24 protein-coding genes and 1 other RNA gene are annotated in these 23,158 nt (G+C 62.1%); 11 read left to right on the plus strand and 14 right to left on the minus strand.

The features are described 5' to 3' along the window. Window positions 1-8 precede the first annotated feature (8 nt). A complete protein-coding gene (locus ACQ4MS_RS09635; protein ID WP_431099243.1) occupies window positions 9-242 on the minus strand; it encodes a DUF2061 domain-containing protein in 234 nt (77 codons plus the stop codon). A 265-nt stretch (window positions 243-507) separates the two neighbouring features. On the opposite strand from ACQ4MS_RS09635, the gene ACQ4MS_RS09640 reads away from it, so the two are divergent. The 6 genes from ACQ4MS_RS09640 to ACQ4MS_RS09665 all read left to right on the plus strand — a co-directional run bounded on the left by ACQ4MS_RS09640 (window position 508) and on the right by ACQ4MS_RS09665 (window position 6,804). Then, the gene (locus tag ACQ4MS_RS09640) at window positions 508-1,551 is read left to right on the plus strand and encodes an SPFH domain-containing protein (protein ID WP_431099245.1); all 1,044 of its coding nucleotides are present in this window, start codon (window positions 508-510) and stop codon (window positions 1,549-1,551) included. A 119-nt stretch (window positions 1,552-1,670) separates the two neighbouring features. Continuing rightward, the gene (locus tag ACQ4MS_RS09645) at window positions 1,671-3,182 is read left to right on the plus strand and encodes a DUF4178 domain-containing protein (protein ID WP_431099247.1); all 1,512 of its coding nucleotides are present in this window, start codon (window positions 1,671-1,673) and stop codon (window positions 3,180-3,182) included. Window positions 3,183-3,236: 54 nt separating this feature from the next. Then, on the plus strand, window positions 3,237-3,458 hold the full coding sequence (locus tag ACQ4MS_RS09650; RefSeq protein ID WP_431099248.1) for a DUF350 domain-containing protein: 222 nt from the start codon (window positions 3,237-3,239) through the stop codon (window positions 3,456-3,458). 58 nt (window positions 3,459-3,516) lie between these two features. Beyond that, window positions 3,517-3,591: non-coding RNA, sX9 sRNA (locus ACQ4MS_RS09655), on the plus strand. 55 nt (window positions 3,592-3,646) lie between these two features. Next, on the plus strand, window positions 3,647-5,194 hold the full coding sequence (locus ACQ4MS_RS09660; protein ID WP_431099249.1) for a polyamine aminopropyltransferase: 1,548 nt from the start codon (window positions 3,647-3,649) through the stop codon (window positions 5,192-5,194). Next, window positions 5,173-6,804 carry an FAD-dependent oxidoreductase gene (locus ACQ4MS_RS09665; protein WP_431099251.1) on the plus strand — a complete coding sequence of 544 codons (1,632 nt, stop codon included), beginning with the start codon at window positions 5,173-5,175 and terminating at the stop codon, window positions 6,802-6,804. Before ACQ4MS_RS09660 ends, ACQ4MS_RS09665 begins: the two co-directional genes overlap by 22 nt. Window positions 6,805-7,722: 918 nt before the next feature. Here ACQ4MS_RS09665 and ACQ4MS_RS09670 read toward each other — a convergent pair. Both ACQ4MS_RS09670 and murU read right to left on the minus strand, forming a co-directional pair. Continuing rightward, window positions 7,723-9,114 carry an aminopeptidase P N-terminal domain-containing protein gene (locus ACQ4MS_RS09670; RefSeq protein WP_431099253.1) on the minus strand — a complete coding sequence of 464 codons (1,392 nt, stop codon included), beginning with the start codon at window positions 9,112-9,114 and terminating at the stop codon, window positions 7,723-7,725. Window positions 9,115-9,134: 20 nt separating this feature from the next. Next, window positions 9,135-9,899, minus strand: coding sequence for an N-acetylmuramate alpha-1-phosphate uridylyltransferase MurU (gene murU / locus ACQ4MS_RS09675; protein WP_431099255.1), 765 nt, complete (start codon window positions 9,897-9,899; stop codon window positions 9,135-9,137). A gap of 94 nt (window positions 9,900-9,993) precedes the next feature. Between murU and ACQ4MS_RS09680 the strand changes: the two genes are divergently transcribed. Continuing rightward, window positions 9,994-10,749 carry a nucleotidyltransferase domain-containing protein gene (locus tag ACQ4MS_RS09680; RefSeq protein WP_431099257.1) on the plus strand — a complete coding sequence of 252 codons (756 nt, stop codon included), beginning with the start codon at window positions 9,994-9,996 and terminating at the stop codon, window positions 10,747-10,749. A 6-nt stretch (window positions 10,750-10,755) separates the two neighbouring features. Here the strand turns inward: ACQ4MS_RS09680 and speD are convergent, their stop codons facing one another. Then, complete coding sequence (gene speD / locus ACQ4MS_RS09685; protein ID WP_431099259.1) at window positions 10,756-11,133, minus strand: adenosylmethionine decarboxylase; 378 nt, start codon at window positions 11,131-11,133, stop codon at window positions 10,756-10,758. A 122-nt stretch (window positions 11,134-11,255) separates the two neighbouring features. Between speD and tkt the strand changes: the two genes are divergently transcribed. The 3 genes from tkt (at window position 11,256) to ACQ4MS_RS09700 (ending at window position 14,709) form a co-directional block, all read left to right on the plus strand. Then, on the plus strand, window positions 11,256-13,298 hold the full coding sequence (gene tkt, locus ACQ4MS_RS09690) for a transketolase (protein WP_431099261.1): 2,043 nt from the start codon (window positions 11,256-11,258) through the stop codon (window positions 13,296-13,298). Window positions 13,299-13,386: 88 nt separating this feature from the next. After that, window positions 13,387-14,385, plus strand: a complete 999-nt coding sequence (gene gap, locus ACQ4MS_RS09695; protein WP_431099263.1) for a type I glyceraldehyde-3-phosphate dehydrogenase — start codon at window positions 13,387-13,389, stop codon at window positions 14,383-14,385. 87 nt (window positions 14,386-14,472) lie between these two features. Next, on the plus strand, window positions 14,473-14,709 hold the full coding sequence (locus ACQ4MS_RS09700) for a hypothetical protein (protein ID WP_431099265.1): 237 nt from the start codon (window positions 14,473-14,475) through the stop codon (window positions 14,707-14,709). Window positions 14,710-14,738: 29 nt separating this feature from the next. On the opposite strand, the gene ACQ4MS_RS09705 is transcribed toward ACQ4MS_RS09700, so the two are convergent. The 10 genes from ACQ4MS_RS09705 to ACQ4MS_RS09750 all read right to left on the minus strand — a co-directional run bounded on the left by ACQ4MS_RS09705 (window position 14,739) and on the right by ACQ4MS_RS09750 (window position 22,309). Further along, window positions 14,739-15,185, minus strand: coding sequence for a hypothetical protein (locus ACQ4MS_RS09705; RefSeq protein WP_431099267.1), 447 nt, complete (start codon window positions 15,183-15,185; stop codon window positions 14,739-14,741). Between the two features lie 194 nt (window positions 15,186-15,379). Then, window positions 15,380-16,438 (minus strand): pirin family protein, encoded by a 1,059-nt coding sequence (locus ACQ4MS_RS09710; protein ID WP_431099269.1) that lies wholly within the window; start codon window positions 16,436-16,438, stop codon window positions 15,380-15,382. Between the two features lie 204 nt (window positions 16,439-16,642). Further along, window positions 16,643-17,404 carry an ABC transporter permease gene (locus tag ACQ4MS_RS09715; RefSeq protein WP_431099271.1) on the minus strand — a complete coding sequence of 254 codons (762 nt, stop codon included), beginning with the start codon at window positions 17,402-17,404 and terminating at the stop codon, window positions 16,643-16,645. Continuing rightward, on the minus strand, window positions 17,401-18,354 hold the full coding sequence (locus ACQ4MS_RS09720) for an ABC transporter ATP-binding protein (protein WP_431099273.1): 954 nt from the start codon (window positions 18,352-18,354) through the stop codon (window positions 17,401-17,403). Before ACQ4MS_RS09720 ends, ACQ4MS_RS09715 begins: the two co-directional genes overlap by 4 nt. A gap of 229 nt (window positions 18,355-18,583) precedes the next feature. Beyond that, the gene (locus ACQ4MS_RS09725; protein ID WP_431099275.1) at window positions 18,584-19,375 is read right to left on the minus strand and encodes an SDR family NAD(P)-dependent oxidoreductase; all 792 of its coding nucleotides are present in this window, start codon (window positions 19,373-19,375) and stop codon (window positions 18,584-18,586) included. Window positions 19,376-19,663: 288 nt separating this feature from the next. After that, window positions 19,664-20,164 (minus strand): DUF1579 domain-containing protein, encoded by a 501-nt coding sequence (locus ACQ4MS_RS09730; RefSeq protein ID WP_431099277.1) that lies wholly within the window; start codon window positions 20,162-20,164, stop codon window positions 19,664-19,666. Between the two features lie 44 nt (window positions 20,165-20,208). Beyond that, the gene (locus ACQ4MS_RS09735; RefSeq protein WP_431099279.1) at window positions 20,209-20,853 is read right to left on the minus strand and encodes a glutathione S-transferase family protein; all 645 of its coding nucleotides are present in this window, start codon (window positions 20,851-20,853) and stop codon (window positions 20,209-20,211) included. A gap of 32 nt (window positions 20,854-20,885) precedes the next feature. Further along, complete coding sequence (locus ACQ4MS_RS09740; protein WP_431099281.1) at window positions 20,886-21,320, minus strand: VOC family protein; 435 nt, start codon at window positions 21,318-21,320, stop codon at window positions 20,886-20,888. 53 nt (window positions 21,321-21,373) lie between these two features. Beyond that, window positions 21,374-21,817, minus strand: a complete 444-nt coding sequence (locus ACQ4MS_RS09745; RefSeq protein WP_431099283.1) for a nuclear transport factor 2 family protein — start codon at window positions 21,815-21,817, stop codon at window positions 21,374-21,376. 18 nt (window positions 21,818-21,835) lie between these two features. Then, window positions 21,836-22,309, minus strand: coding sequence for a VOC family protein (locus ACQ4MS_RS09750; RefSeq protein ID WP_431099285.1), 474 nt, complete (start codon window positions 22,307-22,309; stop codon window positions 21,836-21,838). Window positions 22,310-22,478: 169 nt separating this feature from the next. Between ACQ4MS_RS09750 and ACQ4MS_RS09755 the strand changes: the two genes are divergently transcribed. Beyond that, a complete protein-coding gene (locus ACQ4MS_RS09755) occupies window positions 22,479-23,147 on the plus strand; it encodes a TetR/AcrR family transcriptional regulator (protein ID WP_431099287.1) in 669 nt (222 codons plus the stop codon). Window positions 23,148-23,158: the final 11 nt, after the last annotated feature.

Below are 23,158 nucleotides of genomic sequence, written 5' to 3' on the forward strand. Positions count from 1 at the left end.
GCGCGCTGCTAGGCGCGGGCCGTGGCCAGGGCTGCCTGCTCGCCGCCCCAGCGCTGCCAGGCTTTCTCGTGAAAGAAAAACGCGAAAGCCTGCACGGTTGGCTCCAGCAGGCTCAGCGTGATGGCCAGGAGGAAGTTGCCGGTGACTGCGTAGGCCACCAGTGCCGCGACGGTGACGTGCACCACGTAATAGCTGGCCGTTTTCTTGAGGGTGGGCAAGTTGGTGCGGACAAGTTGGGTCATCGGATTCTCCTTGGATAGCTCAGAACGATCAACATGCTGCTAATAATAGTAAAAGGCTAACTACAAGGCCAATTGATTGGCCCTAAGTGGTTCATAGCCGTCATGGGGACGGGTGAGCCCTATTGCCCGCATCGCGGCACAACAGTACACCCTGCGCCATCGCGACCGGGCGCACCAGGTGGGCAAAGCCAATGGCACAAAGACGCGCACCGTGACATTTCCTGCAGGTATCATCTGCCCGACAACCACTTCAAGGGAGCGCGCCGTGGCCTTAATGGACTTCATCAAGAAACAGTTCATCGACATCATCCAGTGGACCGAGGACGATGACGGCACCCTGGCCTGGCGTTTCCCGATGGCCGAGATGGAGATCCAGTACGGCGCTTCGCTCACCGTGCGTGAGTCGCAGATGGCGGTCTTCGTCAACGAGGGCAAGATCGCCGATGTCTTCGGCCCCGGTATGTACAAGCTGACGACGCAGACCATCCCGGTGCTGACTTACCTCAAGAACTGGGACAAGCTGTTTGAGTCTCCTTTCAAGAGCGACGTCTACTTCTTCAGCACCCGCCAGCAGATCGACCAGAAGTGGGGCACGCCCCAGCCCATCACCATTCGCGACAAGGACTTCGGTGCTGTCCGGCTGCGCGCCTTCGGCAACTACAACTTCCGGATTGCCGACCCCAAGCTCTTTCACACCGAAATCTCGGGCACGCGCGACCGCTACACCACGGCCGACCTTGACGGGCAGCTGCGCGGCCTGGTGCTGCAGAATATTTCCGCGGCCATTGCAGCCAGCAACATCGCCTTTCTTGACCTCGCCGCGAACCAGCTGGTGTTTGCGCAGGCATTGGCGGCACAACTTGTACCGGAGTTTGCCAAGATCGGCCTGAAGCTCGAGGGCATGACGGTGCAGAACGTCTCGCTGCCTGAAGAGCTGCAGAAGATCCTTGACCAGAAAATTGGCATGGGCATGGTCGGCAACGACATGGGCAAGTTCATGCAGTACCAGACGGCGCAGGCCATCCCTAAGTTCGCCGAAGGCGGTGGTGGCGGGGGCAGCGGCATTGCCGGTGACGCCATGGGGTTGGGCGCCGGGGTGGCCCTGGGCCAGGTGCTGGCGCAAAACCTCCAGCAAGGCCTGCAGGGCAACACGGCCCAGGCGGCTTCAGCAGCGGCAGCGGCTGCGGCAGTCAAGCCCGACGATGTGATGGCCACGCTCGAGAAACTCGGCGAACTCAAGGCCAAGGGCATCCTGACTCAGGAAGAGTTTGACGCCAAGAAGGCCGAGCTGCTGAAGAAGCTGGTCTGAGCATGTGGCTCCCACGCTTGTCACTTCGTGTACTACGCAGCCCCCTGAGGGGGCCATCGCTTGCTCGGGGCGGCCCTTCGCTGCGCGTGCCCTCCTTCTGGCGCTGAGTTTCATCTGCTGTGACTGAAGTCACCCAGCAACGCGCCTACCGCGCGCCGTGTCCCGGCTGCGGCGCGCCCGTTGAATTCCGCAGCGCGCAGTCCACCCATGCGGTATGCGGCTACTGCCAGAGCACGGTCGTGCGCGACGGCGACACGCTGTCGCGCATCGGGAAGATGGCCGAGCTGTTCAACGACTTCAGCCCCCTGCAGCTGCAGGCATCCGGGATCCACCAGGGCCGCAACTTCACGCTTGTCGGCCGGCTGCAATACAAGTACGCCCAGGGTACCTGGACCGAGTGGTACGCGGTGCTGGACGACGGCAGCCCGGCCTTCCTGAGTGAAGACAACGGTGCCTATGTTTTCAGCCGCCCTACCAGCCTTCAGCGCGCCGTGCCCCCGGCCGAAAGCTTTCGCGTCGGCGCTACCACGGCCATCAATGCCAAGCCCTTCAGCGTCGCGTCCAACGAGAGCGTGGCGCTGCTGTCCGCCCAGGGCGAACTCCCTCATCTGCCCGCGCTGGGCGTGCCGTTCCCCATGGTGGAGCTGCGCAGCGCCGACGGTGACGTGTTCAGCATGGATTACGGCACGGGACCCGGCGGGGCGCCTGCCCTGTCGCTGGGCCGCTCAGTGCTGCTGGACGACCTCAAACTCACCGGATTGAAAGACGAGTTCGCCAAGAATATCTCCGGCAAGCAGTTCAGTTGCCCCAATTGCGGCGCGACGGTCGAGGTCACGCTGGCCGGCAGCAAGAGCATCACCTGCCGCTCCTGCAGCAGCATCATCGACCTCACGCAGGGTATTGGGGCGGCGCTCAAGCATGCGATACAGGAGGAGCCTGTCAGCCCCTTGATCGCGCTGGGCACCACCGGCCAGCTGCAGGGTGTGAAATGGCAGGTGGTGGGTTTTCAGCACCGCATGGGACACGAGCCCGAGGACGCCGACGAGCTGTTTGGCTGGGACGAATACCTGCTCTACAACCAGAAGCGCGGCTTCGCATTTCTGGTGGATGCCACCGACGGCTGGAGTGTGGTCAAACCGGTCACCGGGGCGCCCAGCTTCAAGACGGGTGACGACCGCGCCAGTTACCTCAAGACAACTTACCAGCTGCAAAGCAGCTACCGTGCTGAAACCACCTATGTGGCCGGCGAGTTCTACTGGCAGGTCGAGCGCGGGCAAAAAACATTCAACCGCGACTTTGCCAGCGGCAGCGCGCTGCTGTCGCAAGAGGAAGCCCCGAATGAAATCACCTGGTCCAGCGGCAGCAAGGTGGACGGCGACCTCGTGGCCAGGGCCTTCAATCTGGAAGGCAAGAAAGACCTCTTCAAACGCACGGATGCCGCGCCCCTGAGCAGCGCATCGGGCATAGGTTGCGGCACCGTTATCGTGGTGGTGTTGATCCTGCTGGTTCTTTTGTTGATGACCCGCTGTTCGCGTTGCGATCCCAGGGTCGAGAACTGTTCTTCGTCCAGCAGCGCGCGGAGTTCGGGAGGCTCGTACGGTGGCTATTCCGGCGGAGGCGGTCATAAATGAGGGCGGCCTCCTTTTACCTGTATTCAATCTGGCAGATTTTTTCTGGAGAACATCATGGGACTTGAATGGCTTAAACCCGCCGCTTTCCTCGGCTCAATCCTGTTCGCGCTGATCGGCGTGATCATCTTCTGGCTGAGCTTTGTCATCATCGACAAAATGACGCCGTACGACTTGTGGCTGGAGATCGTCGAGAAGCAGAATATGGCGCTGGCCGTCGTTGTGGCGGCGATGGCGCTGGGCATCTGCGTGATAGTAGCCGCCGCCATCCACGGGTGATTCTTTCGGGGCTACTGCGCGAGCCGGGGGCTGCGTTTGTCCGGTGCTCGGAACCCTCACGTACCGCAAGTACGTTCCGGTTCCTGTGCTCCGTCCGCCTTGCCCGCGGCCCGCTCGCTACGCCCTAGGCGCCGTTGTTGATCGGCTCGCTTCGCATCGCATTTCTGCAGTTCATCGGCATCTCTGTTTTGAACACTAACTCCTCCACACCCTCTACACCGCGCCCTCTCGAAGTCGCGCTGCTGGCCAGCGTTTTTGTGGTCGCGGCATGCGGGCTGGTGTATGAGCTCGCTGCGGGCGCGCTGGCGTCTTACCTGCTCGGTGATTCGGTGTTGCAGTTTTCCACCATCATTGGCAGCTACCTGTTCGCCATGGGCATCGGATCCTGGCTGTCGCGGTTTTTTGAGCGTCAGCTGCCGGCGCACTTTTTGCGCATAGAGCTGCTGGTGGCGCTGATTGGCGGTGTGTTGCCGGCTACGCTGTTCCTGGCCAATGCCTATATTCCCGCCGCCTTCCGCTTTCTGCTGTATGCCATGGTGCTGCTGGTGGGCACGCTGGTGGGGCTGGAGATTCCGCTGGTCATGCGCATCCTGCGTCGCAACGTGGCGCTCAAGGAGCTGGTGTCGCAAGTCCTCACGTTTGACTACCTGGGCGCGCTGGCGGTGTCGCTCGCATTTCCGCTGGTGCTGGTACCGCAGCTGGGCCTGATCCGCACCGGCCTGCTGTTTGGGTTGATGAATGCGGCGGTCGCGGTGTGGGCGCTGTGGCTGTTTCGCCATGAGCTGAGGCACTTCAAGGCGCATGCGGCTGCCTGCGCGCTGGTGTTGTGCGCGCTGGGCGCTGGCTTTGCGGGCGCCCAGCAAATTACCACCCTGGCTGAAGATCACTTCTACCAGGACACCGTGGTCTTTACCGCCACTACGCCCTACCAGCGCATTGTGGTGACCAATGGCCGCGTGGGCCATCGGTTATTCCTTAACGGGAATCTGCAGTTTGCCGAGCGCGACGAATACCGTTACCACGAGGCGCTGGTGCATCCGGTCATGAGCGCGCACGGCGCACCGAAAAAAGTCGCGGTGCTCGGCGGCGGCGACGGCATGGCGGTGCGTGAGGTCCTCAAATACCCCGGCGTGGAAAGCGTCACCCTGGTCGAGTTGGACCCGGCCATGACAACCCTCTTCAGCCAGCAGCCGGCTTTGCGGCAGCTCAATAGCGATGCGCTGCTGTCGCCCAAAGTGCGTGTCGTGAATGCCGACGCCTTCCAGTGGCTCGACAAAAGCGCCGACATGTTCGACATCATCATTGTTGACTTCCCCGACCCCACCAACTTCTCCATCGGCAAGCTCTACACCAACTCGTTCTACGCCTTGCTTGACCGGCATCTTTCGGCCAGTGGCTATGCCGTGGTGCAGACCACCTCCCCTCTGGTGGCGCGCCGCAGCTACTGGACGGTGGTCAGCACGCTGGAGTCGGTGGGCCTGAAAACCGCGCCGTACCATGCCAACGTGCCCAGCTTCGGCGAATGGGGTTTTGTGGCCGCCGGCCGGCGGCCTTTCAGCCCCACCACGCAGGTGGCCGCCCTGCCCTCCGGCTTGCGGTTCCTGGATGCCCAAACCCTGCCGCTGCTCTTTGATTTCCCGAAAGACATGTCGCGCGTGCCGGCGCCCGTCAACCGGCTTTCCAGCCAGGACCTGGTGCACAGCTACGAGCAGGAATGGGGCAAGGTGCTGCATTGAAGCGCCGCCATTTCCTGGCCGCATCCGCGCTCCCCATGCTGGGGTGTAGGCAAACCAGGCATATCGAAGGTGGTTTTACCGGCATCAGCCACGAGCGCGGCCACGCACTGCGGCCTGAGCCCGGCAAGGCGCGCACCTGGCCCGCGCCTTCCATCACACAGCGTACGCGTGTGCTGATTGCGGGTGGCGGCGTCGCCGGCCTGGCGGCGGCGCGCGCACTGCGCCTGCGCGGCATCGATGATTTTGTGATGCTGGAGCTGGAAGACAGCGCCGGCGGCAACAGCCGCGCCGGTGTGGTCAATGGCGTGCCCTGCCCGCTGGGCGCGCACTACCTGCCGGTACCGGGCGACGACGCGCGCGACGTCCAGGACTTGCTGGAAGAGCTATCGCTGCGCCGTCGCGTGGCCGGCCGCTGGGTCTACGATGAACGCCACCTCTGCCACAGCCCGCAGGAGCGCCTGTTTATCAAGGGCCAGTGGCAGGAAGGCCTGCTGCCGGTACAGGACTTGGAGACCGGCGCGCTGGACGAGTACCGGCGTTTTGCGGTACTGGTGCAGCAAGCCTCGTCTGCGGCCCCCTTTCTGATTCCTGTGACCGGGGCACCCCTGGCACCGCAACACCGCGCGCTGGACGCCATGACGTTTGAAACCTGGCTGAACCAGCAGCAACTCACCAGCGCGCCGCTGCGCTGGTACCTTGACTACTGCTGTCGCGACGACTACGGCGCCGGGCTGGACAAGGTTTCGGCTTGGGCCGGCATTCACTACTTTGCCAGCCGCCACGGGTTTCACGCGCCGGGAGATCCGTCTGCAGCAGAACGCGAAGCCGGCGTACTCACCTGGCCCGAGGGCAACGGCTGGCTGACGCGGCAACTGGCGGCGCCGCTGGGCGAGCGCTTGCGTACCGGCCGGGTTGTCATCCGCGTGGCCGCGGGCCGCCACGGTGTGGAAGTCGATGCGTTCAATGCCGCCACCCATGCCGTCGAACGCTGGCAGGCCGATCAATGCATCATGGCCATGCCGCTGTTTGTGGCAGCGCGCGTGGTCGAAAGTCCGCCGCCCGCCCTGCGCGAGGCCGTCGGCCAGCTGCGCTACGCGCCGTGGCTGGTGGCCAACCTGCATATCGATGCAGCCCTGCACGATCCGCCCGGCGCTGCGCCCAGTTGGGACAACGTGATCTACGGCGGGGATGCGCCTGATGCCGGCGCGCGTGAAGGCCTTGGCTATGTTGACGCCATGCACCAGAGCTTTCGGTCTGTGCCCGGCCCGACCGTGCTCACCTGCTACCGCGCGTTCGGGCTGGGTGCGGATGCAAGAAAAAAATTGATCGAGAAACCCTGGACACACTGGCGCGACACGCTTTTGAGGGAACTGTCAGTCCCCCACCCTGACCTCGCGGACAAGGCGATCCGCCTGGACATTACGCGTTATGGCCACGCCATGAGCGTGCCGGTGCCGGGTATCCGGAACCATGCTGTACTGCGGGCGCTGCAGGGGCGTTTGCAGGCGCCCTGGCAGCGGCTGCATTTTGCGCACAGTGACTTGTCGGGGTATTCGGTATTTGAGGAGGCTTTTACGCAGGGGCATCGGAGGGGGATGGGGTTGGCCTGAGTTTTGGCCGGTTCTTGCTCCGGCGTTTGCGCTTTTTTCTGAGGGTAGTTGGCCGGGGGTTGCCCGGCATGCAACTCACTTTCTTTTGCTTCGCCAAAAGAAAGTAAGCAAAGAAAAGGCGACCCTGCTGTCTGCGTCCCTTGCGCTTCGCTTCAGGGAAACCTGCGGTGCTCGGTCCAGCCGGGGTCAAAAACAACTCGCCTGCGGCTCAAACAAGTTTTTGCCCTGATCCGTCTGGCCCTCCGCTCCTCGGCGCATACAGAAGGGGTGGGGGAAGGAATACCAATACCGAACACCTGAAGAAACAAGGACACGCCATAGCGTGTCCTTGTTGGTATTGGGTGTTGGTTTTTTTGTCTTCGGACTTCCCCCCGTCCTGGCTGGGCCGAGGAGCGCAGAGGCAAGCGGATCAGGGATCGCGATTGTCTGAGCCGAAGGCGAGTTCGAGCGAGACCCCGCTTGCCTCGAGCACCGCAGGTTGCCCGAAGCGCAGCGCAGGGACCCAGACTGCGGGTCGCCTTTTCTTTGGTGACTTTCTTTTGGCGAAGCAAAAGAAAGTTACTTGCTGCCGGCAACCCCGGCCAGCAGGCCGCAGCAGAACACACGTGCCGGAGCAGGAACCGATTTAACCGACGTCGCATTGCCGACGAAGAAATCAATTGCTATTAATTCAATAGCCGCTGGCGCACGCTCTATTAGCTGCACGGCACTTTTTATGCCGAAAACAAGCTTACGAAGCTTCCCAACCGCGCCAGAAGGAGGTTTTGGCTTCCCAAACTAAAAATGGACCCGTATTCAGGTCCATTTCAAGAGGTATTTAGGCCTCAAGCCCAATAAAAATCAGCGCGAGCAGCTATCAAATAAATAGCATTTCCGAGGGTGATCGCTCAACTCTTTGCTTGGGCAGAATTGCCGCAATCACCCCTTCATCAACGCCTCAATCTCATCCCCATCCACCGGCACGCCCCGCGTCATCAGCTCACAGCCCTTGGCCGTCACCAGCGCATCGTCCTCGATCCGGATGCCGATGTTCCAGAATTCCTTGGGCACGTTCTTGCCGGGCCGCACATAGATGCCGGGCTCGATGGTCAGCACCATACCGGGCCGCAGGATGCGTGAGGGTTTGCGCATCACGGTCTGGCCCAGGGCGTCTTGTTCTTCGCGCGGCTTGCTGCCGGGCTCGGTGTAGTCGCCGCAGTCATGCACATCCATGCCCATCCAGTGGCCGGTGCGGTGCATGTAGAACTGGCGGTAGGCGCCGGACTCGAGCACGTCGTCGACCTTGCCATGCTTCTTTTTGTCGAGCAGGCCGGTGTCCAGCATGCCTTCCACCAGCACGCGTGTTGCCGCATCGTGTGGATCCAGAAAGCGTTTGCCGGGTTTGGTCACTTTCACTGCGGCATCCTGCGCGGCCAGCACGATGTCGTACAGCGTGCGCTGGGCCGGCGTGAACTTGCCATCGGCCGGGAAGGTGCGGGTGATGTCGCTGGCGTAGCCGTCCAGCTCGCAGCCGGCGTCGATCAGGCACAGCTGGCCGGGTTTGAGTTCGGTGTCGCCCGCGCGGTAATGCAGGATGCAGGCATTGGCGCCGGCTGCGACGATGCTGCCGTAGGCCGGGAATTGCGAGCCATGTCGGCGGAACTCGTGCAGCAGTTCGGCTTCGAGGTGGTATTCACGCAGGCCGCCTTTCACACCGTTGCGCAGCATGGCGGCGGAGGTCTGCATGGCGCGCACGTGGGCGCCGGCTGAAATCTTGCCTGCGCGCCGGAGGATGCCGACTTCATGGCTGTCCTTGACCAGCCGCATCTCGTCGAGCAGCTTGCACAAATCGTGCTGGCTTTGCGGGCACTCGGCGCCGTAGCGCACGCGGGCGCGTACCTTGTTGAGCCAGCCGTCCACTTGCGTTTCCAGGCCTTTGTGTGTGGCAAACGGAAACCACACTGCGCTTTGGTTGGCCAGCAACTCGGGCATCTTTTCTTCCAGCGCTTCCACGCTGAACGCGGCATCCACACCCAAGGTAGCCGGCGCAGCCTTGGGGCCCAGGCGTATGCCGTCCCAGATCTCACGCTCCAGGTCCTTGGGCCGGCAGAACAGCGTGGTTTTGCCGCTGGCCTCGATCGCCAGCCAGCTGTCGGGCTCGCTGAAACCGGTCAGGTAATAAAAGTAGCTGTCGTGGCGGTAGGGAAAGTCGCTGTCGCGGTTGCGTGGGTATTCGGGCGCGGTGGGCAGCAGGGCGATGCCGCCGCCGGCTGCTTTCAAGGCGCGGGCAATGGCAGCGCGGCGTTTTTCGTAGATCTTGGGGGTGCTCATGTGCGTTCCGCTTTAGTGCTTCAGTTCGTAATGGTTTGGTTCAACTCTTCCAGCCGCGCCGGCGTGCCGACATCGGTCCAGGCGCCTTCATACAGCTCCGCGCTCACGGCTTGATTGTCCATGGCCGTACGCAAAAGCGGTGCCAGAGGGGCTTTGAGGCCCTGCGGGTTGCCGGAGGGCAGGCTGTCAAACAACTCGCGCCGGTACAGGCCGATGGTGCTGTAGGTGAATTTGGGCTGCGGGTCGTCCTTGGGCAGGTTCAGCGCCAGGCCATCGGGGCCCAGGCCGAAATCGCCTTTCGGGTTGTGCGCCGGGTTGGGCACCAGCCAGAGGTGGGCCAGCTTGTTGCCGGCGGCAAACCGGGCGGCGGCGGCCTGGGTGAATTCAAAGCCGGGCACAAACACATCGCCCGCCAGCACCCAGAAAATGTCGCCCAGCAGCGGCAGCGCACGCGCAATGCCTCCGGCGGTTTCCAGTGCGCCGCCAAAGTCCACACCTTCGTGCGAGTATGAAATTGATAGCTGCTCGCGCCCGTCCTGATTGGGCTGCAGCCCGAAATGGCTCGAAGAAAGCGCCGAAAAATGGGCCGGAATCTGCTCACCCAGCCAGGCCGTGTTGATGACAAGACCTGTAAAACCACCGCGCACCAGCGCAGCAACCTGCCAGTCAATCAGCGGCTTGCCGCGCACCGGCAGCAGGGGTTTGGGCGTGGTGTCGGTCAGCGGCCGCATGCGCTCGCCGCGGCCGGCGGCCATGATCATGGCTTTGATGGGTGCAGAGGGCATGGCGGCAGTTTAACGGGAGCTGCTCATGCAGAATGCTTGAAGACTGAAATCCGAAAGCCTGCCGATGATCCCTCCCGAAATACACACCGAAATCATGAGCCGCCTCGCGGCGACCGAACGAGAGCACGGCGTACGCATCCTGATGGCGATCGAGTCCGGCAGCCGGGCCTGGGGATTCGCCTCGCCGAACAGCGATTTCGACGTGCGATTCATCTACGCACGGCCGGCTGACGACTATTTGTCGCTCGATCTTGAGGATCGCCGTGACGTCATCGAATATCCGATCGTCGACGACATCGACCTCAACGGCTGGGATTTGCGCAAAGCGTTGCGCCTCTTCTGGAAGTCGAACCCGGGTTTTGTCGAGTGGATTCAATCCCCGATCAAATACATCGAGAACGGCCTTTTCGCCGAAGAGGCGCGGCGCTTATTGCCGCTGGTCTACTCGTGCGAGCGGGGCATCCACCATTACCGCAGTTCGGCCAAGGGCAACTACCGCGAGCACCTGCAGGGCGAAATGGTGCGGCTCAAGAAGTATTTTTATGTGCTGCGGCCGCTGCTTGCGGTGCGCTGGCTGGAGCGCTACGGCACGGCCGCGCCCATCGAGTTCGCCAGCCTGCTGCACCTGATCGAGGGTGAGACGGACCTGCTCGCCGATATCGCCGAAATGCTGGAGAAAAAACGCGGCGCGCCTGAACTGGGCCTGTCGGCACCGTTTCCGCGGGTCAATGCCTTCATTGAGGCTGAACTTGCCAGGCTGGACGCGGCGGTGCCCTCGCCCGACGACCTGCGGCCCGCGCTGCCGTCGCTCAATGCGTTGTTTCTGGCGGCCGCGCGCGAAAAATGGTGAGCCCGCTCACTGCGTATCCCCCCGGTCCAGCGAGCGTTGCTCGGTCCATTCCGGGTTAAAGCGCCGCACCAGCGCGTCCATCAGGCTGCGCGCCCGGGCAGAGTGGTCGCCGCCGAAATTGCAGACATACACGTCCAGCGTCACGGCTTTTTGCTCGGGCCAGGTATGCACACACACATGGGACTCGGCCAGCAGTACAGTGGCCGTGATGCCGCCCGGGCCGTTCAGGGTGTCGGGAAAGGTATGAAACAGCTGGTTAACGGCCTGCAGGCCGGTCGCCTGCACGGCTTGCACGCACCAGTCGCCCAGCTTGGCGGCGTCGGTCAGCCAGCTGGGCTCGCAGCGGCATTTGTAAAGGTCGGCGGTCAAATGGAGGCCTTGCATCCCCCGACTTTAGACGATGCGTGTGCGGTTTCAGGCCCAAACCCCTGCCAAATCCTGCGGCAGGGGGCAAACGGTAAAATACCGGGTTACCCCTGATCTTCCCCCCTCCCGGAGCTGCCTACATGGCCAATACCCCAATGATGGCGAATGCGATACGCGCACTCGCAATGGACGCCGTTCAACAAGCCAATTCCGGACATCCCGGCGCCCCCATGGGCATGGCAGACATGGCAGTCGCCCTCTGGGGCAGCCACCTCAAGCACAGCCCGCACAACCCAAACTGGTTTGACCGCGACCGTTTTGTGCTGTCCAACGGCCACGGCTCCATGCTGATTTACGCCGTGCTGCACCTCACCGGCTACAAGCTGCCGATCAGCGAGCTGAAAAACTTCCGCCAGCTGCACAGCAAAACCCCCGGCCACCCTGAGTACGGCTACACCCCCGGCGTTGAAACCACCACCGGCCCGCTGGGCCAGGGCCTGACCAACGCCGTCGGCATGGCGCTGGCTGAAAAGCTGCTCGCCAAGGAATTCAACCGCGAAGGCTACACCGTCGTCGACCACAACACTTATGTGTTCATGGGTGACGGCTGCCTGATGGAAGGCATCAGCCACGAAGCCGCGGCGCTCGCCGGTGCGTGGAAGCTGAACAAGCTGATCGCGCTGTATGACGATAACGGCATTTCCATCGACGGCCAGGTCGCGCCCTGGTTCATCGACAACACCGCCGTGCGCTTTGCCGCCTACGGCTGGAACGTGCTGGGCCCGATCGACGGTCACGACGCTGAACGGGTTTCGCAGGCCATCGAAAGCGCCAAGAAGTCCGGCGACAAACCCACGCTGATCATCTGCAAGACGCATATCGGCAAAGGCTCACCCAACCGCGCCAACACCGCCAAGGCCCACGGCGAGCCGCTGGGCGCTGAAGAAATCAAGCTCACGCGCGAAGCCCTCAACTGGCCGCATGCGCCGTTTGAAGTGCCAAAGGAGACCTACGACGCGTGGGACGCCAAGGCCAAGGGCCTGGCTGCAGAAGCCGCGTGGGACGCGAAATTCGCCGCCTACAAGGCCACGCACCCTGAACTCGCCGCCGAACTGGCCCGCCGCATGAAGGGCGAGCTGCCCAAGTCGTTCGCGCAACTGGCCGTCGACACCGTCATCGGCGCCCACGAAAAGGCAGAAACGGTCGCCTCGCGCAAGGCCTCGCAGCTCGCGCTCGAAGCCTTCACCGCCGGCCTGCCCGAGCTGCTGGGCGGCTCGGCCGATTTGACCGGCTCCAACCTCACCAACACCAAGTCCACGCCCAACCTGCGCTTTGACATGAATGGTGAAGTCGTGCTGACCGCCAATGCCGACGGCGTGAGCGCCGGCGGCCGCCACATCAACTACGGCGTGCGTGAATTCGGCATGGCCGCCATCATGAACGGCATCGCGCTGCACGGCGGTTTCATTCCTTACGGCGGCACCTTCCTCACCTTCAGCGACTACAGCCGCAACGCCATCCGCATGGCCGCGCTGATGAAGATCCGCGTTATCCACGTCTTCACGCACGACTCCATCGGCCTGGGCGAAGACGGCCCGACGCACCAGTCCATCGAGCACGCCGCCAGCCTGCGCCTGATTCCGAACCTGGACGTCTGGCGTCCGGGCGACACGGCTGAAACGGCAGTCGCCTGGGCCGTCGCGCTCGAGAACAAAAACAAGCCCACCGCGCTGCTGCTCAGCCGCCAGAACCTGCCTTACGCACCGAAGCACGACCTCGGCGAAATCAGCCGCGGCGCCTACGTGCTGGCCGAGCCCGCAGAAGTCGGCCTGAATAAGAAGGCCCAAGCCGTCATCATCGCCACCGGTTCTGAGGTGCAACTCGCGCTCAAGGCGCAAGAGCTGCTCGCCGCCCACAAGATCGCCGTGCGCGTGGTCTCCATGCCCAGCAACACGACCTTCGACAAACAAAAAACGGCCTACAAGTCCGAAGTGCTGCCCGAAGGCATCCCCCGCATCGCGGTGGAAATGGGCGTGACCGACGGCTGGTGGAAATACGGCTGCGCGGCTGTGGTTGGCATCGATACCTACGGTGAGTCGGCGCCTGCCCCGGTGCTGTTCAAACACTTCGGTTTCACGGCTGAGAACGTCGCCGACACCGTGCGCAAGGTGCTGAAGAAATAAGCCAGCCTTTACACCCGTTCAATCTGAGCCTGGCCTGTCTCGGGGCGAACGGAACCAAAAGATTTTCAACTTCCAGGAGCAACAGCAAATGACTATCAAACTTGGTATCAATGGTTTTGGCCGCATCGGCCGCAACGTGTTCCGCTCGGCGATCAAGAGCTTCAGCGACATCGAAATCGTCGGCATCAACGACCTGCTCGAGCCTGAGTACCTGGCTTACATGCTGAAGTACGACTCGGTGCACGGCCGCTTTGAAGGTGACGTGTCCGTCGACGGCAACACGTTGATCGTCAACGGCAAGAAGATTCGCCTGACGCAAGAGCGTGACCCCGCCAACCTCAAGTGGGGCGACATCGGCGCCACCGTGGTGCTCGAATCCACCGGCCTCTTCCTCGACAAGGCTTCGGGTGAAAAGCACCTGGCCGCCGGCGCCAAAAAAGTCATCTTCTCCGCACCGTCCAAAGACGACACCCCGATGTTCGTCTTCGGCGTCAACGACAAGACCTACAAGGGCGAGGCGATCATCTCCAACGCCAGCTGCACCACCAACTGCCTGGCGCCCATCGCCAAGGTGCTGAACGACAAGTGGGGCATCAAGCGCGGCCTGATGACCACGGTGCACGCCGCCACCGCCACGCAGAAAACCGTGGACGGCCCGAGCAACAAGGACTGGCGCGGCGGCCGCGGCATCCTGGAAAACATCATTCCTTCCAGCACCGGCGCTGCCAAGGCCGTGGGCGTGGTGATCCCCGAGCTCAACAAGAAGTTGACCGGCATGTCTTTCCGCGTGCCCACGTCCGACGTGTCGGTGGTGGACCTGACCTGCGAGTTGAACAAGGAAGCCACGCTGAAAGAAATCTGCGCCGAGATGAAAGCGCAAAGCGAAGGCGCCCTCAAGGGGATCCTGGGCTACACCGAAGACAAGGTGGTTGCCACCGACTTCCGCGGTGAAACCTGCACCAGCGTGTTTGACGCAGACGCCAGCATCGCGCTGGACGGCACTTTCATCAAGGTCGTTGCCTGGTATGACAACGAATGGGGCTACTCGAACAAGTGCCTGGAGATGGTGCGCGTGGTGGCGAAGTAATTCGCCTCGACATCGCCAATAAAAAAGCGCCTCCGGGCGCTTTTTTTGTCGGCGCAGTAATCAACCCCTCAATCACCCGGAAGATTCATGTCGATGCCCCTGACACTCAAAAACCTCAGCGAACAAGTGGTGAGTGTTCACCTGGACAACGGCGACCTGGTGGGTCAACTCAAGCTGATTGGCGGCGTGTGGAAGTTCAAAGCCGTGGGCTACACCGCAGACGGCCATGTGGTCCCCGGCGGTGGTCCGCTGACAGAGCGCCACAACATGACCTTCACCGCGCTGGATGAGGCGATGGTCAACGCGGGCTTGATGGGTCGTTGAGCGGCGTGCAGCGCCGGTGCATTGGCCGGTCAACCCGGCAGGCTCAGGCCAGGCCGTTCATCGTCCCAGGCCATCGCGCTCATCTTCCAGCCCTGCGGTGTCTTGACGAACTGCGTCGAGATCATTCCGCGTGCCTCGAATGCTTCGCCGTTCATCGTTCCCGCCTTGCCGTAAGCGCTGTAGCGGTGGGCGATGTTGCCGAAAATCTGTGTGGTCTCCGACAGCTCCCATTCCCTGAAGCGCGTGAGGCTGCCGCTATCCACCATGGCTTGGCGGGGCGCGATGAATTCGCGCACGCTGGAAACTTCGGGTGCGGTTCCTGTGTTCTTGATCAGGAGGCCGGCGTCGATGAAAAGTGCATGGATGTCGCCGTAAGGTGGCGCGCTGCCGGGTTCAAACGAAACGGCGCGAAAGAACGCCAGCGCCAGCGCATCCAGTTCGTGTTTGACTGTTTGGGGGTTGGGCTCCCGGTTCATGGCGTCTCCTTGCTGGCGAGGAGTGTAGGCGCGTGCTGCGGCGGCCTGTGGGCGGGACGTGCGAAACCCGATATCGCCTGGGGGTACTGAGGAGGGGCTGACCGGAAAGCCGGACTTATGCGAAAAGTGCCCGGCGCCATGAGAGATCTGCGCAAGTAGCTATTAAAAATATAGCAACAAGCGCCTGTCTTTTGTCAGCCGGCTGCTGGGCGCTCCTCGCGTCCACCCGGATGGCGCGCAAAACGCGCCGGCTCGCGCCCATGCACGGGCGCGTCATCGCCAAACGCCCAGCCACCGAACTGCGTGCGCTGGTAGTCCGCCATGGTTTGCGCGATTTCGGCCTGTGTGTTCATGACAAAGGGGCCGTACTGCACCACCGGCTCACCAATCGGCCTGCCTTGCAGCATCAGGAACTCGGCTTCTTCGCCGCCGTTAACGATCTCCGCGTCTACGCCGGCCCGCAGTTCGATGGCGCTATCCACATTCACCGTCTGCCCGCCCAGCGCCGCTGATTGCCCCTTGAAAAAATACAGCTGCCGCCGGGTGCCTTCGCCGGTGGCGGCGGGCAGCGTCCAGCGTGCGCCGGGTGCCATGCGGATGGTCCAGATCGCAACGTCGGCCTGGGCTTGCGACGCCCACGAATCGGGCGGCGGCGCCAGCGGTGCGCCTTGTGTGTTTTGCATGCGGCCGGCAATCACGGCCACTTCGGTGCTGCGCCCTTCGGCGTCCTTGGTATCCAGGCGCGGAATGTCCTGCGACCAGAACATGGTGAAGTGCGGCTCGCTCATCTTGCCGGCAGCCGGCAGGTTCAACCAGATCTGGAACAGCTCCAGCGGATTGGGGTTCTGCGCATCCAGCAGCGGGAACATCTCGGAATGCACCACGCCCTTGCCGGCGGTCAGCCACTGCACGTCGCCCTGGCCAAAACGCGCTGTCGCACCCAGGGAATCGGAGTGGTCGATCAGGCCCTTGCGTACGATGGTCACGGTTTCAAAACCGCGGTGCGGGTGTGCGGGAAAGCCCGGCACGGTGCGGCCGTGGTACATGTTCCAGCCGTCCTTGCGGGCGAAGTCCTGGCCGATGTTGCGCCCTGCCAGAGAAGCGTCTGGCCCCATCTGCGCATTACCCCTGGGGTAGGCGTCGTCGTGATACACGCAAAAGAGAAAAGGGTCGATGGTGGCCCACGGAAAACCGAGCGGCTTGACCTCAACAATGGGATGGGCGGCGGAATTTGCGGCGGGATTGGCAGGCATGAATAAGGCCTTTCAGGCGTGTAACTTTCAAAGAGCACATATGAGGCTGGCCGCGACGCTTTCAAGCTGCGGACCGGCCTGTCCGGCGGCTCCCGGTTGCGGCTATTTACCAGGAAAATTGGCCTGTAGCCCCTGTATTGCATGCGCGGGCAGCTATAAAATCAATAGCGCCCGAAGCGTTGCCGTGAGCCGCCAGCCCGTCGCTCAGGCCTTCAGTTTCCAGCCCGTGCGGAAGATCCACCATACCGTGGCCAGGCACAGCGCCAGAAAGCCCAGGATGGCCACCACGCTGATGCCCACATTGACATCGGCCACGCCGTAAAAACTCCAGCGGAACCCGCTGATCAGGTAAACCACCGGGTTGAACAAGGCGATCTTTTGCCACAGCGGCGGCAACATGTTGATGGAATAAAACGCACCGCCCAGAAAGGTCAGCGGCGTCACCACCATCAAGGGCACAACCTGCAGCTTCTGGAAGTTGTCCGCCCACAGGCCGATGATGAAACCGAACAGGCTGAAGGTCAGCGCAGTCAGCAGCAGGAAGCACAGCATCCAGAACGGATGAGCGATTTCGTAAGGCACAAAGAGGCGTGCCGTGAGGAGGATCAAGAGACCCAGCATCACGGACTTGCTCGCCGCTGCGCCCACGTAGCCCATCACCACCTCCATGGACGACACCGGTGCCGACAGCAGCTCGTAAATCGTGCCCGACCATTTCGGCATGTAGATGCCGAAGGCGGCATTGGAGATGCTTTCGTTGAGCAGCGACAGCATGACCAGGCCGGGAATAATGAAGGCGCCGTAACCAATGCCGTCAATGTCACCCATGCGTGAGCCGATGGCCGCGCCGAAGACCACGAAATACAGCGAGGTCGAGATCACCGGTGAGGCGATGGATTGCATCACCGTACGGAAAGTGCGCGCCATTTCAAAACGGTAAATGGCGCGGATGGCGTGCCAGTTCATGCGGCCTCCTTCGTAGTGACAGCGGGTTGGCCGGAATGCACCAGGCTCACGAAAATGTCTTCCAGCGAACTCTCGCTTGAATGCAGGTCCTTGAAGTCGATGTGAAGTTCGGCCAGCTGCTTCAGCAATGCCGCGATGCCGGTCTCCTCGATCTGGGTATCAAAGGTGTAGACCAGGGTGTGGCCCTCCTTGGTGAGTTCAAGCGGCAGCCCGGCCAGGGCGTCCGGAATACTTTGCAGCGGCGTTTGCAGCTGCAGGCTCAATTGTTTCTTGCCCAGCTTGCGCATCAGCACCGTCTTGTCCTCCACCAGGATCAGCTCGCCCTTGTTGATCACACCGATGCGGTCGGCCATTTCCTCGGCTTCCTCAATGTAGTGCGTGGTCAGGATAATGGTGACGCCGCTGCTGCGCAGGTCGCGCACCATTTGCCACATGTCGCGCCGCAGCTCCACGTCCACGCCGGCCGTGGGTTCGTCAAGGAACAGGATGGTCGGCTCGTGCGACAGCGCCTTGGCAATCAGCACCCGGCGTTTCATGCCGCCTGAAAGCGCCATGATCTTGCTGTCTTTCTTGTCCCACAGGGAAAGGTCGCGCAGCACTTTTTCAATGTATGCCGGATTGGGCGGTTTGCCGAACAGTCCCCGGCTGAAGCTCACGGTGGACCAGACGGTTTCAAACGCATCGGTCGAAAGCTCCTGCGGAACCAGCCCGATCTTGGCACGGGCGGCGCGGTAGTCACGGACGACGTCGTGTCCATCGGCCGTCACGTTGCCCGAACTGGGGTTGACGATGCCGCAGACAATGCTGATCAGCGTGGTCTTGCCCGCGCCGTTAGGACCCAGCAGCGCGAAAATCTCGCCGTGCTGGATGTCCAGGCTCACGGACTTGAGCGCGTGAAAGCCGGAGGCATACGTCTTGCTGAGTTGCTGGATGGAAATAATGGGTTGCACGCGACATCCTGAGATAAAAGTAGATGCGGGAGAGTGATGCCAGACGCCGGACAGATGCGAGACAGACGTCGGATGAGGCTGGAATCATTCTATCGAGCACAGTTGAAAAAGCGGGAGCAAGGGTTTTCAGGACATTGCAGCCTCGCGGTGCGAGCCCGGCCGATCTGTGACTGCGCGGACGCCATCCCTCCCAATCCTTCGGATCCCTTTGATCCGGCTTACGGCGGTGTCAGGAGCCCTGGTTTTTCCGCAGGGTTGGCAGGCCGACACCGGCAGACTCAAAGCCGCCGTCTACGGCCAGCACCTGCCCATTGACATAGCTTGCCGCCGGGCTGCACAAAAAACCCGCGGCTGATGCGATCTCTTCCACCGTTCCGTAGCGTCCCAGCGGAATCACGTCATGGTAGTCCGAGCGGATCGCGACGCTGTGAACCAGCTTGGCCATTTCGGTGTCTACCGGTCCCGGAGCAATCACATTGGCCCGAATGCCGACGGTGCCCAGTTCGACAGCTTGTTGCTTGGTCAGCTGGATGATCGCCGCCTTGCTGGTGCCATAGGCCACACGAAGTGTGCTCGCACGCAAGCCGGAGATGGACGCAATGTTGACAATGCTGCCGCCGCCGGTGCGCTTCATGATGGGGACGCAGGCCTGGCTGCACAAAAAGGCACCGTCCAGGTTGACGCTCAGAACCCGGCGCCATTCCTCAAAAGTGGTTTCACCGATGGGCTTGAAGACCGCAATGCCGGCGTTGTTGACCAGCGCGTCGATACGGCCAAAGGTGGTGTCCACCTTTTCCATGGCCGACTGCACCTGCGCCGGGTCCGCCACATCGCAGTGCAGCGCCAGCACGCGGCCCGCATCCTGCACAGCGTCAGCGGTGCGGAGCAGCGTATCGCGGTCGATGTCCAGAAGCGCCACGCGGTAGCCATTGGCCAGAAACCATTTACCGATGGCAAGGCCAATTCCGCGCGCACCGCCTGTCACGACGGCCACGGGGCTGGTTAAAGAAGTTGCAGTCATGGATGTCCTTGCCTGGTGGCCTTGAGTGGATGAAGAGGAGGTTCGGCGAATGTTCAGGTCTCAGTTTGCACCACGGCGCGAATTCGCGGGGGACGATGCTGCTAATTGAGGCCGGGTGCCATGGGCCTGTCCTGCGGGCAGGATGAGACATTACCCAGGGGCAACCTGGGCGCTCATCTTGTTGCCTGCGTCAGAAAATGATTCCCTCAGGAGGCTAGGGCCGGTGGTCCTGCTGGCACCACCGGTAATGAAAGCGCCACAGGCTTCTTTGTGAGTTGGGCCCGAGACCTACTTCACACGACGGTAGGTCGCAAGCATGAAGCGCTTCCAGTTGCCGTCGTCCTGCCGCACCTGTGAATGCAAGGTGCGCTCGTCCTTGTTTTTAATCGTGAGCACGTCCTGGTAACGGGCGAGCTTGCCGTCGCCGCTGAAACTGGGGCCTTCGGTGTCCAGCGTCAGAACTCTTTGCGACGCATCAAGTTTGCCTTTGTAGACCCACATGTTGGTCATCATCGAGCCGACCCAGCTGCCGACAAAGGCGTTCTGCTTGGGGTCGTAGCCCAGCGTGGTCAGCATGGTGCCTTTGTCATCGCTGCCCGGCATCTGGCAGCTGCCTTCGGCCAGTATCCAGAAGCCGCCCATGGCGCGCACGTTTTCGCGGCCGCTGCCTTTCATGGCGGGCTGGCCCGGGGCCATTTCCATTTCACTGTCGAAAGTCCATTCGCCCAGCAGTTGCTGCAGCCAGAGGTGCTCTTTTTGTGGTGCTTCGATTTTCATCTCGTTGTCCATGTCAGTCTCCAGTTTGGTATTGAGGTTGATAAGAGTAGCCAGCGCTACGCCGCCTGCAATGTGGCCGGCTGGCCTGTTGTTGTGTAGGGAAAAGGATCGCGCCACGCCGGCAGCGCGCTGAGCCTGTCATGCCAGCGGCGAATCTCGGGAAAGTTGTCCAGCGGCAACCGGGCTTGCCCGGCGTAGGGAAGCGCAATGGCGACCGCAAAATCCGCCACACTCAGCGCATCGCCCACCAGGTAGCGGCGCCCCAGGAGGTGCGCATCCAGCACCTTGGCGTAGCGCTCAAAGCTAGGCGTTGCCTTTTCGATCTCCGCCGCGTCGGGCTCGCCCAGGCCAAAACGCGGCTTGATGATGTGCTCAAAATAAAACACGCTGGCCAGCGGCGAGAACTCGGTCGCATCCCACATCAGCCAGCGCATCACGTCGATGCGGCGAGCGTCTTGCGGCCAGAGGTCCGAACCGGCCTTTTCGGCCAGGTGGCACATGATGGCGTTCGATTCCCAGAGAGCTAGATCTCCATCGACCAGCACCGGCACCTTGGCATTCGGGTTCATCGCGCGAAACTGCGGCGTGCGGTGCTCGCCCTTGCCCAGTTCGACCCAGATAAATTCCACTGGCGACTGCAGGTACCGGGCGAGGGCGCAGACCTTGCGCGGGTTCAAGGTGTCAGAGTAATAGAGCTTCATGCGGAGCTTCCTTTGTTCTTGACCTTGTTTCGTCAGGGCATGGGCAACGGATTGATCACCATCCACGACACGCCGAAGCGGTCAGCCACCATGCCGAAGGACGAGGCGAAAAAGGTCTTATCCATCGGCATCTCTACATTACCGCCGTCGCTCAGTGCTTTGAAGAGGCGCTGCGCCTCGGTGTCGCTGGCCGCCGTGAGTGACAGCGAAAAGCCTTTGAACTCCGGCTTGCCGCCGCCCATGCCGTCAGAGGCCATGACTTCCGTCTCGCCGATCTTGAAGCTGGCATGCATGATGCTGTTGGGGTCTGGCGCCGGGCCACCGCCGGGGCCGCAACCGTCGGCCATGGGTTCAGGATTTTCCTTGAAGCGCATCATCATCGTGACTTGCGCGTCAAGTGCCTTGCGATAGAACTCGATGGCCTCTTCGCAGCGGCCGTTAAAAAAGAGATAGGACTGGACCAGCATGGTGATTTCCTTTTCGTTACGTTGGTGAGTGGTAATGGTGGGCGGGCGAGAATTCAGCGCGGAAACAGTGTGGCTGTGGCGGGCCATTCAGTGCGGCGCGCAGCCGAAGTAGCCGTGGCGTGTGACAGGGCAGCGGCAGGCAAGGACGGCCGCGTGTCGCGGCCGAAGTACACCTGTACTTCCATGAGCTTGCCGTTCTCGAAGCGGAACCACTCTGTGTTGCGGAATTTTTTGCCCGTGGTGCTTTCGGCCTTATAGCGTATGAAGGCCTCGTCGCCCTGCTCAAAAATCTTTTCGACCAGGATGCGACGCAGCGTGCGGCTGTTAGGCCAGCAACGCGCAAAGTAGGCCGCGCGGTTGATGCGGTCGTCCAGCGGGCTGCTGAAGGTAAAGCGCTTATCCAGCATGTCCTCCAGGACTTGTCGGTCCCGCGTTTCGTACGCCGAAAAATAGCGATGCACGAGCGTGGCGATGGCGGTGGATGCGGAAGGGGTCATGGCTTTGGCAGAGGCCGTTCAGGCTGCGTTGTAGGCCTCTTGCAGGCCCTTGATGCTGATCTTGTGCATGCCCATCATGGCCTTCATCACCGCGCCCGACTTCGCCGGGCTTTTGTCGCCCAGCAGCTCACCGAGGGCCGTGGGGATGATCTGCCACGACAGGCCGAACTTGTCTTGCACCCAGCCGCAGGGGTTGGGCGCGCCGCCGGCCGAGAGCCTGTCCCACAGCTCGTCCACTTCGGCCTGGGTCTTGCAGTCCACAAAGAGCGAAATCGCCGGCGTGAACTTGAAATGCGGGCCGCCGTTCAGCGCCATGAACTCCTGGCCTTCAAGCACGAAGCTGCCGGTCATGACCGACCCTTCCGGCCCGGGGCCTTCCTTGCCATAGCGCCTCAGCATGGTGATCTTCGAGTTCTTGAAAATGGAAACGTAGAAGTTCATGGCTTCTTCCGCCTGGTCGTTAAACCAGAGGAAAGGCGTAATTTTCTTCATGATCCGGCTCCTGAGATGAAGTGGTGTGACAGCTTGAAAGCGCTTGAAACGGGCCTCAAAAAAGCTTTTTGAGGGCTTGCACGGCGACCTGATCGGCAGTATTGTGTACACCGTCCACAAAAGAATAACAAAGATAATGAACACTGTCCACATAAATGCGTAACAAGCCATGACGACCGTGTCCAAGCCTCCGCTGCCTCGCAGTACCTACCGCCACGGTGACCTGCGGCGCGCCTTGCTGGAAGCGGGTGTGGAGCTGGCCCGCGCCGGCGGGCCCGAGGCCGTGGTGCTGCGTGAAGCCACGCGCCGGGCGGGCGTTGCGCCCAATGCCGCTTACCGCCATTTTGAAAACCGTCAGGCTTTGCTGTATGCGGTTCGTTCCGCTGCGCTGGCAGCCGTCGCCCGCGCCATGGAGGACGAGCTGGCCGCGATCCCCCAGGATTTGCCGCCGGCCGAATTCGCCCGCGCCAACGTGCGCGCGGTCGGGGCCGCCTATTTGCGTTTTGCGCAGGCAGAAACGGGACTGTTCCGCACGGCCTTTGGCCCTTCGGACGACTTGAAGGAAAGAGGCCAGGGCATACCCGCCGACGCCGAGCGCAAAGGCCAAAGCGGCCTGGACCCTTTTGAGCTGCTGGGCGCCGCGCTCGACAAACTCGTGAGCGCAGGCGTGCTGCCGCCCGGGCGCCGGCCCGGCGCCGAGTTTCTTGCTTGGTCGGCGGTGCATGGGCTGGCCATGCTGGTCATGGATGGCCCCTTGGGCCCTGTCGTCGGTCCCCAGATGCAGCAGATCGGCCAGCAACTGCTGGACATGGTGGAGAAAGGCCTGTGCGGAGAGTAGGGCGTGCCTGG

The organism is Polaromonas aquatica (assembly GCF_050626995.1).
Taxonomy (GTDB): Bacteria; Pseudomonadota; Gammaproteobacteria; order Burkholderiales; family Burkholderiaceae_C; genus Polaromonas; species Polaromonas aquatica_A.

Bases quoted from the DNA above. Each gene is read 5' to 3' on its own strand.
- ACQ4MS_RS09715 (WP_431099271.1), bottom strand. From the start codon at position 17,404: ATGAACTGGCACGCCATCCGCGCCATTTACCGTTTTGAAATGGCGCGC.
- murU (WP_431099255.1), bottom strand. From the start codon at position 9,899: ATGCCCTCTGCACCCATCAAAGCCATGATCATGGCCGCCGGCCGCGGC.
- ACQ4MS_RS09680 (WP_431099257.1), top strand. From the start codon at position 9,994: ATGAGCCGCCTCGCGGCGACCGAACGAGAGCACGGCGTACGCATCCTG.
- speD (WP_431099259.1), bottom strand. From the start codon at position 11,133: ATGCAAGGCCTCCATTTGACCGCCGACCTTTACAAATGCCGCTGCGAG.
- ACQ4MS_RS09705 (WP_431099267.1), bottom strand. From the start codon at position 15,185: ATGAACCGGGAGCCCAACCCCCAAACAGTCAAACACGAACTGGATGCG.
- ACQ4MS_RS09730 (WP_431099277.1), bottom strand. From the start codon at position 20,164: ATGGACAACGAGATGAAAATCGAAGCACCACAAAAAGAGCACCTCTGG.
- ACQ4MS_RS09635 (WP_431099243.1), bottom strand. From the start codon at position 242: ATGACCCAACTTGTCCGCACCAACTTGCCCACCCTCAAGAAAACGGCC.
- tkt (WP_431099261.1), top strand. From the start codon at position 11,256: ATGGCCAATACCCCAATGATGGCGAATGCGATACGCGCACTCGCAATG.
- ACQ4MS_RS09740 (WP_431099281.1), bottom strand. From the start codon at position 21,320: ATGCTGGTCCAGTCCTATCTCTTTTTTAACGGCCGCTGCGAAGAGGCC.
- ACQ4MS_RS09665 (WP_431099251.1), top strand. From the start codon at position 5,173: ATGGGGCAAGGTGCTGCATTGAAGCGCCGCCATTTCCTGGCCGCATCC.
- ACQ4MS_RS09700 (WP_431099265.1), top strand. From the start codon at position 14,473: ATGTCGATGCCCCTGACACTCAAAAACCTCAGCGAACAAGTGGTGAGT.
- ACQ4MS_RS09710 (WP_431099269.1), bottom strand. From the start codon at position 16,438: ATGCCTGCCAATCCCGCCGCAAATTCCGCCGCCCATCCCATTGTTGAG.
- ACQ4MS_RS09650 (WP_431099248.1), top strand. From the start codon at position 3,237: ATGGGACTTGAATGGCTTAAACCCGCCGCTTTCCTCGGCTCAATCCTG.
- ACQ4MS_RS09735 (WP_431099279.1), bottom strand. From the start codon at position 20,853: ATGAAGCTCTATTACTCTGACACCTTGAACCCGCGCAAGGTCTGCGCC.
- ACQ4MS_RS09670 (WP_431099253.1), bottom strand. From the start codon at position 9,114: ATGAGCACCCCCAAGATCTACGAAAAACGCCGCGCTGCCATTGCCCGC.
- ACQ4MS_RS09755 (WP_431099287.1), top strand. From the start codon at position 22,479: ATGACGACCGTGTCCAAGCCTCCGCTGCCTCGCAGTACCTACCGCCAC.
- ACQ4MS_RS09750 (WP_431099285.1), bottom strand. From the start codon at position 22,309: ATGAAGAAAATTACGCCTTTCCTCTGGTTTAACGACCAGGCGGAAGAA.
- ACQ4MS_RS09745 (WP_431099283.1), bottom strand. From the start codon at position 21,817: ATGACCCCTTCCGCATCCACCGCCATCGCCACGCTCGTGCATCGCTAT.
- gap (WP_431099263.1), top strand. From the start codon at position 13,387: ATGACTATCAAACTTGGTATCAATGGTTTTGGCCGCATCGGCCGCAAC.
- ACQ4MS_RS09725 (WP_431099275.1), bottom strand. From the start codon at position 19,375: ATGACTGCAACTTCTTTAACCAGCCCCGTGGCCGTCGTGACAGGCGGT.